Raw genomic sequence first — 7,903 nt, 5'->3', positions numbered from 1 at the left:
GTCTCGGTTCACACTGGCACAATACCCTCAAAAACTTTGCGGGAAACCGTTCTGAACCTTTCCGGATGGCGCGAACGCAGTTTTTACGGACGCTCTTACCGGGTCAAAGATCAAATTCGTGCCGAAGATCTGAAGGCACGACTGCACATGACACTGGATCACGAAGTTGATGTTCTGGAACATCAGTTTAACCGCAACCATGTGGAAACGTTAAACGGTTTGGCAAAATTCATCGGCCCCCATGAGGTCGAGGTCGCTACGGACGCCGGCGAAACCACTCGAGTAACTGCCGCAAAGTTTATCATCGCAACGGGGACAAAAACCTATCGGCCGGATTATGTTCCCTTTAACGGCAAGACCATTGTTGACGGCGACGACTTCCTTGAGATGGCTGAGATTCCGCGCTCGCTCTGCGTGATTGGTGCGGGTGTCATAGGGGTTGAATATGCCACAATGTTTTCGGCGTTGGACGTAAGGGTTACGTTGATCGAACCTCGCGAGACGTTTCTTGATTTCATTGACAGTAGATTGATCCATGAATTCACCCATCAGATTCGTGAAAACGGTGTTGATCTACGATTGGGTTCTGCCGTCGAAAAAATTGAGGACGCCGGAAATCACGTTGAGATAACTATGGAAAATGGTCGTCACGTAAGAGCGGAGATGTTGCTTTTTGCAGCGGGGCGTATGGGCGCGACTTCGGCCCTAAACTTAGACGCCGTGGGGCTGGAAACTGATCACCGCAACCGCATCGAAGTCGACCGAAAGTCGTACCAGACGTCAGTTCCGCATATTTACGCCACAGGAGATGTGATCGGACATCCTTCTCTGGCTTCAACCTCATTACAGCAAGGGCGAGTGGCGGCTTGCCACGCGTTGGAAACGCCGACATTACCTGAAAGTCCATGGTACCCGTACGGTATCTATTCAGTTCCTGAGATTTCAACCTGCGGCATGTCCGAAGAAGAACTTCAAGAAAGAGGCATTCCCTACGAAGTCGGCGTGGCGCGTTTTCGCGAAACTTCACGCGGACATATTATGGGGCTCGAGCACGGCATGCTGAAGATGCTGTTCTCACTGAAAACACGGCGTGTTTTAGGCGTGCAGATCGTAGGAGAAGGAGCAACAGAACTGATTCATATTGCGCAAGCGGTGCTTAATCTGAAGGGCACAGTAGACTATTTTGTGCAGAACACGTTCAACTATCCGACGCTGGCTGAAGCCTACAAGATCGCCGGTCTTGATGCTTTCAACCGAATGCCCATCCCTGATGAGTTCAAGGTTCGCAAAAAGCCAGCCGAGACGTCTAAGAAGGAGGCTAAGAAGGCGTGACGACGCTATTCGTTGATGGCGACGCCTGCCCAGTAAAGGCCGAGGCTGAAAGGGTCGCGACCCGCCGCAAGATACCGATGGTTCTGGTGTCAAATGGAGGACTACGTCCTTCTTCCAATCCCTTGGTCCAAACCATCATAGTTTCTGAGGGAGCAGATGAAGCCGACAAATGGATCGCTGAGCGGTGCGGTCCTAAGGACGTTGTCATCACGTCCGACATTCCCTTAGCCGCAAAATGCCTAGAAGCTGGCGCCCGGGCTATGCGTCCTAATGGCGAGAGTTTCACTGCTGCCAATATAGGCCAGCAACTGGCAATGCGAGATTTGATGGCCGACCTGCGTGCCGCTAACCCATTAGGTTCTGGCGGCGCTGGAAAGCCATTCGGGAAAAGCGATAAATCACGGTTTTTGGACGCGCTGGAACGCGAAATTCGCGCGGTTCTCAAAGAATAAACTCCGAACTTTCGTTCGCGTCAAAGACGCTCAAGCCATTGATTGTCTGTTGTGGCGCAAAAATGAACCATTGCGGATGGCGTCAAAGTACGCAGATTGTCTATTCAGAACGCATATTTGTTGAGTTTTAGGATCCACTCATGTCGATTGAAGCCGTGGTTTTTGATATCGGAAACGTTCTCATCGAATGGCAGCCTGAACGGTACTATGACCGAGCAATCGGAGAGGACCGACGCAAGAAAATGTTCTCAGAAGTCGATCTCCACGGCATGAACGATTTGGTCGATCAAGGCCACCATTTCACCAAAACGATCTATGCGTGGCCGAGAAACATCCAAGTTGGCGGGAAGAAATCCGCATGTGGCACGACAATTGGATCGAACTGGCCACTCCGGAAATACCTCACTCAATCCGCCTTCAACGTGCATTGCGATCTAAGGGTATTCCGGCCTTCGCCTTGACCAACTTTGGTGTACAGAGCTTCGATTTCGCGTGCACGGTTTATCCATTTCTAAATGAATTCGACCGGCAATATGTGTCGGGGCGGATGAAAGCGGTCAAACCTCACGCTCCGATCTATGAAATGGTCGAAGCCGATTGTGGGCTGGACCCGGCCACACTGTTGTTTGCCGATGATCGAATTGAAAATATCGAAGCTGCAAACGCTCGGGGATGGCAAACTCATCACTTCAAGGGCCCACAAGGTTGGGCGAATTGCTTGATTAGCAAAGGTTTACTAACACCTGAAGAGGCAACCTGACTTAGGCAGCTAAGGGAGCGGATGAGCGGTCTTCTCGGATCGGTAGGTGGACAATGGCGCTAAAGGCGCCGATCGCTACCCCAATCCACCATACCATGTTGTAATCGCCAAATTGGTCGTACATGCGGCCACCCAACCAGACACCCAGGAAACTGCCGATTTGGTGGCTGAGGAAAATGATACCGTAAAGCGTACCCATGTACCGCAGCCCGTACAAGTGCGCGACCAAACCCGAAGTCAGCGGCACCGTGGCAAGCCATAGCGAACCCATAACAAGCGAGAAAACAACGACCGAAATAGGTGTGATGGGAAACATAATAAACAGCGCAGCCGCCAGCGTACGGCCTGTATAGACGCCAGCAAGAAGATATTTCTTGGGGAAATGGTTTCCTGCCCAACCGGCCAACAAAGTTCCAGCGATGTTAGCCAACCCGATAAGAGAAATTGACACCGCTCCAAGCGCAGATGTCGTTGTAATCCCAATAGAATGCAGAACTCCGCCGGGCTGGATCGGTCCGCACATCTCTGTCACAAAAGCGGGAAAGTGGGCGGTGATGAAACCCAACTGATAACCACAGCTAAAAAAGCCCAGAAAGATTAATGCATAAGACGGGTCGCGAAACGCCTTTCCCAAGATTTGTCCCATGCTCTCTTGCAGTTCAGCCTTGCTGATCGGCTCAGGCGCTCTCATGAATGGCAACGTCATTACCAGCGCCAAAATAGCAATGGCGAATACAATGAAGACCTGCTGCCAGCGTAGAAAACTTAACAGCCATTCAGCCGTTGGCGCTCCAATCACCTGACCGAAACTACCCGCCGCTGTAACGATGGCCAGCGACATTGAACGGTTTTCGTCTGATGATGCCCGACCAACGACTGCCAAAACCACGCCAAAGCCCGTACCCGCGATTCCGAACCCAACCAACCATGCGTACATCTGATGCTCAAACGGTGTAACCGACCATGCCGACAACACCATACCCGCCGCATAAGTCAGTGCCCCTAGAACGATCGCTCGCCGATCCCCAACCTTTTCTGCGATAGCACCGAAAATTGGTTGGCCGATCCCCCAGGCCAAGTTCTGGATAGCAATGGCCATAGAAAAATCAGTGCGCAACCAGCCAAATTCTTCTGCGATGGGAATCTGAAATACGCCGAAAGAGGCTCGAACCGCGAAACTGACGGTAATTATGATACACGCCACGATCAGGATCGGGTTCATAAGGCGGGGGGATTGCTGCATGGGGTCCTCGAAGATTCGGACCAGACGTTACCGCGTTTCTCCTAAGGGTCAATTCAGTAGTTTTGACAATCGAGATTAGTAAAATTGATGGATGCGTAAAACCTTGCTTTTCAACGCGCAATCAAGGCGCTATGGCTCGGGTATGACGGATCTGGTTTCGCTTTACGAGGCGCGCGTTGCGAACGGCTCGTTGACCCGCGATGACGCGCAAGAGGCGGTGCTGCCCAATTTTGATCGAATCCGCAACGCACTTGCGGCGCCGATAAAACGAGGGCTTTTTCGAAAAGCGCCACCACCGCCGCAAGGCCTGTACCTGTGGGGCGGTGTGGGGCGCGGTAAGTCGATGCTGATGGACATGTTCGTTGAAACACTTGGGGACATCCCAGTGCGCCGCGTGCACTTTCACGCCTTCATGCAGGAAATACACACCGGACTACACAAAGCGCGCGCGGAAGGGGTTGAAGATGCCTTGGCGCCGGTTGCCCAAAACGTAATTAAATCTGCTCGGTTGCTTGCCTTTGATGAGATGCAAATCACCGACATTACCGATGCAATGATAGTCGGTCGCCTTTTCGACCAGTTGCATGCAGGCGGCGTCGTAGTGGTTACAACATCCAACCGGCATCCCGACGACTTGTACAAAGACGGGCTGAATCGACAACTTTTTCTACCGTTTATCCAACATATAAAAGATCAATTACAGGTATGGGAATTAGTCTCGCCTACCGACTACCGACAAAACCGGCTAGAGGGGTCACAGGTCTATTTTACGCCTATTGGTCCTGAAGCCCGTGAGAAGATCCAGTCGGTTTGGGATGATCTGTCCGGCGGGCCAGCGGAGCCGCTGTCATTACTGGTAAAGGGGCGGGAGATCACCTTACCAGCTTTTCGAAACGGTGTTGGTCGCGCGTCCTTTTACGATCTTTGTGGTAGGATGCTCGGACCCGGGGATTATTTGGCTGTTGCCGATGCACTGAAAGTTTTAGTGCTCGAGGACATCCCACGCCTGTCCCGAAACAACTTTAACGAAGCCAAAAGGTTCGTTACCCTGATCGATGCATTGTACGAAGCCAAAGTCCGGCTGATTTGCTCTGCAGCGGCAGAGCCTGAAATGTTGTATGTCGAAGGAGAGGGAACTTTTGAATTTGAACGCACGGCCTCGCGTCTTCGCGAAATGCAGGACAAAGATTGGGGTAAGTAGCGATGTTCTCGCACCGTTGTGGTCCCTCAAAAGAACTAATTAGCCATTTTGCCTGAGGACATTACCAGCCAGATAGAGCGACCCGCAAATAAGTACGCGCGCATCAGGTGTGTGTACCATGATCTTGTTTAGCGCATCTGTAACGCTATCCGCGGTTGCAGAAGGCAGGCTTACACTGGCCGCGGCTGCGGCGGTGTCGGCAGCGCTCAAGGTGTTAGCTTCCCCAGGAATTGAAACTGCTGTCAGGCTGGCGACCTGTTTAGACAGCGGAGCTAGATAGCCTGTAACATCCTTGGTGTTCAGCATACCGCAGATCATATGCGTCTGGCGTTCCGGCAGTTTCGCCAGAACATTGGCCAGAGCATTTCCTGCAGCGGCATTGTGGCCCCCGTCCAGCCAAAGCTCTGCCTGCGTTGCAGCCTCCACCAACGGCCCGGTTTTCAAACGCTGCATCCGGGCAGGCCACTGGGCATCTGTAACAGAGGCTTCATAAGAGTCGTCGCCAATGTTCAGGTGGCGTAAAACGGCGATAGCCGCACCCGCATTTTGATGCTGATGTGCACCCATCAGGTTCGGCAGCGGCAGATCGCGTAGCCCTGTTTCGTCTTGGTAGACAAGTCGCCCGTTTTCTTCGTTCACGTGCCAATGCTGACCGTGAACTAGTAACGGAGCGCCAAGACGCGCGGCCGTATATTCTATAACTTCCAGTGCTTCGTCTTCTTGTGGGCCGACAACGCAAGGCACACCGGGCTTGATAATGCCCGCTTTCTCTGCCGCGATCTTGCCAAGTGTGTCACCAAGAAACTGTTCATGGTCCATCGAAATTGGCGTGACGACTGTAATCGTGGGTCTTTCAATCACGTTTGTGGCGTCAAGGCGCCCACCTAAACCGACCTCGAGCAAGGTGTAATCGGCCGCCGTGCGGGAAAAAGCCAATAGCGCTGCGCAAGTGGTAATCTCGAAATAGGTTATGTTTTCCCCGCCGTTCGCCGCGTAGCATTCATCGAGAACAGCGGTCAGGTTTGGTTCCGAAATCAATTCACCTGCCAACCTGATGCGCTCGTGAAACCGGGCCAGGTGCGGCGAAGTATAGGCATGCACGCGCAACCCTGCCCCCTCTAGCCCCGCGCGGATCATCGCCTGCGTCGACCCTTTACCATTTGTCCCCGCAATATGGATGACCGGTGGCAAATTGGTTTGCGGGTTGTCTAGCCTGCCCAATAGACACCAAACCCGATCCAAGGTCAGGTCAATTACTTTGGGATGCAGCGCCATCATACGTTCTAGGATAGCGTCCGATGACGTGTTCGTCATTTTTTGCCTGCTGCTTCAGCAGACGCTTTGGCTTTCGGTTCTTTGCTTGGTTCAGGGGCGGGTAAATCGCCTTTTACCGCAGGCGGCTGATTCATCAGCAAACGTGTGATTGTAATCAGTTCATCACGCATTTCAGTTCGCTTGGTGACGCGGTCCAGCATACCATGGTCCAATAGATATTCCGCGCGCTGGAACCCCTCTGGCAACTTTTCCCGGATTGTCTGTTCAATCACACGCGGACCAGCGAAACAGATCAGTGCATTGGGCTCTGATATGTGTACGTCACCGAGCATAGCATACGAAGCCGTGACCCCACCTGTCGTGGGGTGGGTCAGCACGACGATATAAGGAAGATTGGCTTCCTTCAGCATTTCGACGGCTACAGTTGTGCGTGGCATTTGCATTAAGCTCAGAATACCTTCCTGCATCCGCGCCCCGCCCGCTGCAGAAAACAAAATAAGTGGCCGTTTTAGTTTCACAGCCTCTTGCGCAGCCGCGATAATGGCGTTTCCGACATACATTCCCATCGATCCGCCCATAAACGAAAAATCCTGTGCAGCCGCAACAATCGGGGTACGCCCGATTTCACCAGTTGCTACCAACATCGCCTCTTTCTCGCCTGTTTTTTTCTGCGCAGCCTTCATGCGATCCGGATATTTCTTTTGGTCGCGAAACTGTAAGGGATCATCCTTGGGAGCAGGCACATCTATTTCGTTAAAAATGCCCCCGTCGAATAGATGCTTGAACCGATCGCGCGGAGTGATCGGCATGTGGTGGTCACATTGAGTGCAAACGTTCTGGTTTTCCGCCAATTCGCGATGGAAAAGCATAGTGCCGCACTCATCACACTTGTGCCAAAGATTTTCAGGCACTTCCCGGCGCGAGAAGATCGAGTTTATCCGGGGGCGGACGTAGTTTGTGATCCAGTTCATGTCGGAACCTTAATAATGCGGCGTTGACGTCAAATAAGATGATGGCGCGAGAATTGCAATCAACGCCTAATCGCCAAACGTGCCGTCAACCAACCAACAATCATTACAGCAAAATCTACATACAGCCATTGCCTCAGCAGACCAGTGTCTGATGCATCGTACGGAATATGGAACAGCGCCAGCCCCCCAAGGTTGTCTGGTAGGGACAACAGCAGTAGCGCAGTTGCGTTATTAAAGAAATGCAGGGCTATAGCTGGTCCCAAGGTTCCTGCACGTGCGGTCAAATCTGCCGTTAAAATCGAAAAAATCCCGGCCCAGACCGTGACCAGCAATGCGTTGTCGCCCGCAGTGGCCGGCGCATAATGCCCTGCCGCGAACAAAATTGCGGGCACACCCATCCAAATCACGGGTGTTCGAAATCTAGCAGCTAGGCTTTGTTGCAGAAAACCTCTGAACAGAATTTCTTCGGCGCTGCTCTGAATCAGAACAGCGCCGACAGACAAAGGTAGCAACAAAAACCAAGTGCCAAATGACAGGTTTTGCTGCAACGGTGCACCCATATCGTAGGGCGGCAGCACAAACAGCGCGAGACTTAAAGCAATCAAAGCTATTAACACGCGCCAAAACTGCCTGAACGCCAACGACGGCTGCCCAACGACTGTCATTGGT

Annotated in this window: 7 protein-coding genes and 1 pseudogene; 4 read left to right on the top strand and 4 right to left on the bottom strand. The window is 52.4% G+C overall.

Annotated features, from left to right (window positions below; genetic code table 11):
* The 3 genes and pseudogenes from sthA to AC2FNV_RS22780 all read left to right on the top strand — a co-directional run.
* Positions 1-1,332: Si-specific NAD(P)(+) transhydrogenase (sthA, locus tag AC2FNV_RS22790; RefSeq protein WP_496774618.1), on the top strand; the 1,332-nt coding region annotated here is incomplete at its 5' end.
* Entirely contained in the window at positions 1,329-1,784 is a 456-nt protein-coding gene (locus AC2FNV_RS22785; RefSeq protein ID WP_170605701.1) for a YaiI/YqxD family protein, read from the top strand. The genes sthA and AC2FNV_RS22785, both read left to right, overlap by 4 nt.
* A gap of 140 nt (positions 1,785-1,924) precedes the next feature.
* Positions 1,925-2,544, top strand: a pseudogene (locus AC2FNV_RS22780) (HAD family hydrolase).
* Position 2,545: 1 nt separating this feature from the next.
* Here the strand turns inward: AC2FNV_RS22780 and AC2FNV_RS22775 are convergent.
* On the bottom strand, positions 2,546-3,787 hold the full coding sequence (locus AC2FNV_RS22775) for an MFS transporter (RefSeq protein ID WP_170605699.1): 1,242 nt from the start codon (positions 3,785-3,787) through the stop codon (positions 2,546-2,548).
* A gap of 142 nt (positions 3,788-3,929) precedes the next feature.
* Here AC2FNV_RS22775 and zapE point away from each other — a divergent pair, with 142 nt between their 5' ends.
* Entirely contained in the window at positions 3,930-4,988 is a 1,059-nt protein-coding gene (gene zapE / locus AC2FNV_RS22770) for a cell division protein ZapE (RefSeq protein ID WP_170480154.1), read from the top strand.
* A 39-nt stretch (positions 4,989-5,027) separates the two neighbouring features.
* On the opposite strand, the gene AC2FNV_RS22765 is transcribed toward zapE, so the two are convergent.
* From AC2FNV_RS22765 to AC2FNV_RS22755, 3 genes are all read right to left on the bottom strand, one after another.
* Complete coding sequence (locus AC2FNV_RS22765) at positions 5,028-6,302, bottom strand: bifunctional folylpolyglutamate synthase/dihydrofolate synthase (protein ID WP_170605697.1); 1,275 nt, start codon at positions 6,300-6,302, stop codon at positions 5,028-5,030.
* A complete protein-coding gene (gene accD, locus AC2FNV_RS22760) occupies positions 6,299-7,234 on the bottom strand; it encodes an acetyl-CoA carboxylase, carboxyltransferase subunit beta (RefSeq protein WP_170605695.1) in 936 nt (311 codons plus the stop codon). The genes AC2FNV_RS22765 and accD overlap by 4 nt, the downstream gene beginning before the upstream one ends.
* Positions 7,235-7,293: 59 nt before the next feature.
* The coding region (locus AC2FNV_RS22755) for a CPBP family intramembrane glutamic endopeptidase (protein ID WP_496774615.1) at positions 7,294-7,903 on the bottom strand (610 nt) is incomplete at its 5' end.

Source organism: Ruegeria sp. BHSA163, assembly GCF_059613365.1.
The sequence above is the reverse complement of the archived record's forward strand: the minus strand, read 5'-3'. Positions and strand labels throughout refer to the sequence as shown.

Coding starts and splice junctions, on each gene's coding strand:
- accD (WP_170605695.1), bottom strand. CDS start 7,234: ATGAACTGGATCACAAACTACGTCCGCCCCCGGATAAACTCGATCTTC.
- AC2FNV_RS22775 (WP_170605699.1), bottom strand. CDS start 3,787: ATGCAGCAATCCCCCCGCCTTATGAACCCGATCCTGATCGTGGCGTGT.
- zapE (WP_170480154.1), top strand. CDS start 3,930: ATGACGGATCTGGTTTCGCTTTACGAGGCGCGCGTTGCGAACGGCTCG.
- AC2FNV_RS22765 (WP_170605697.1), bottom strand. CDS start 6,302: ATGACGAACACGTCATCGGACGCTATCCTAGAACGTATGATGGCGCTG.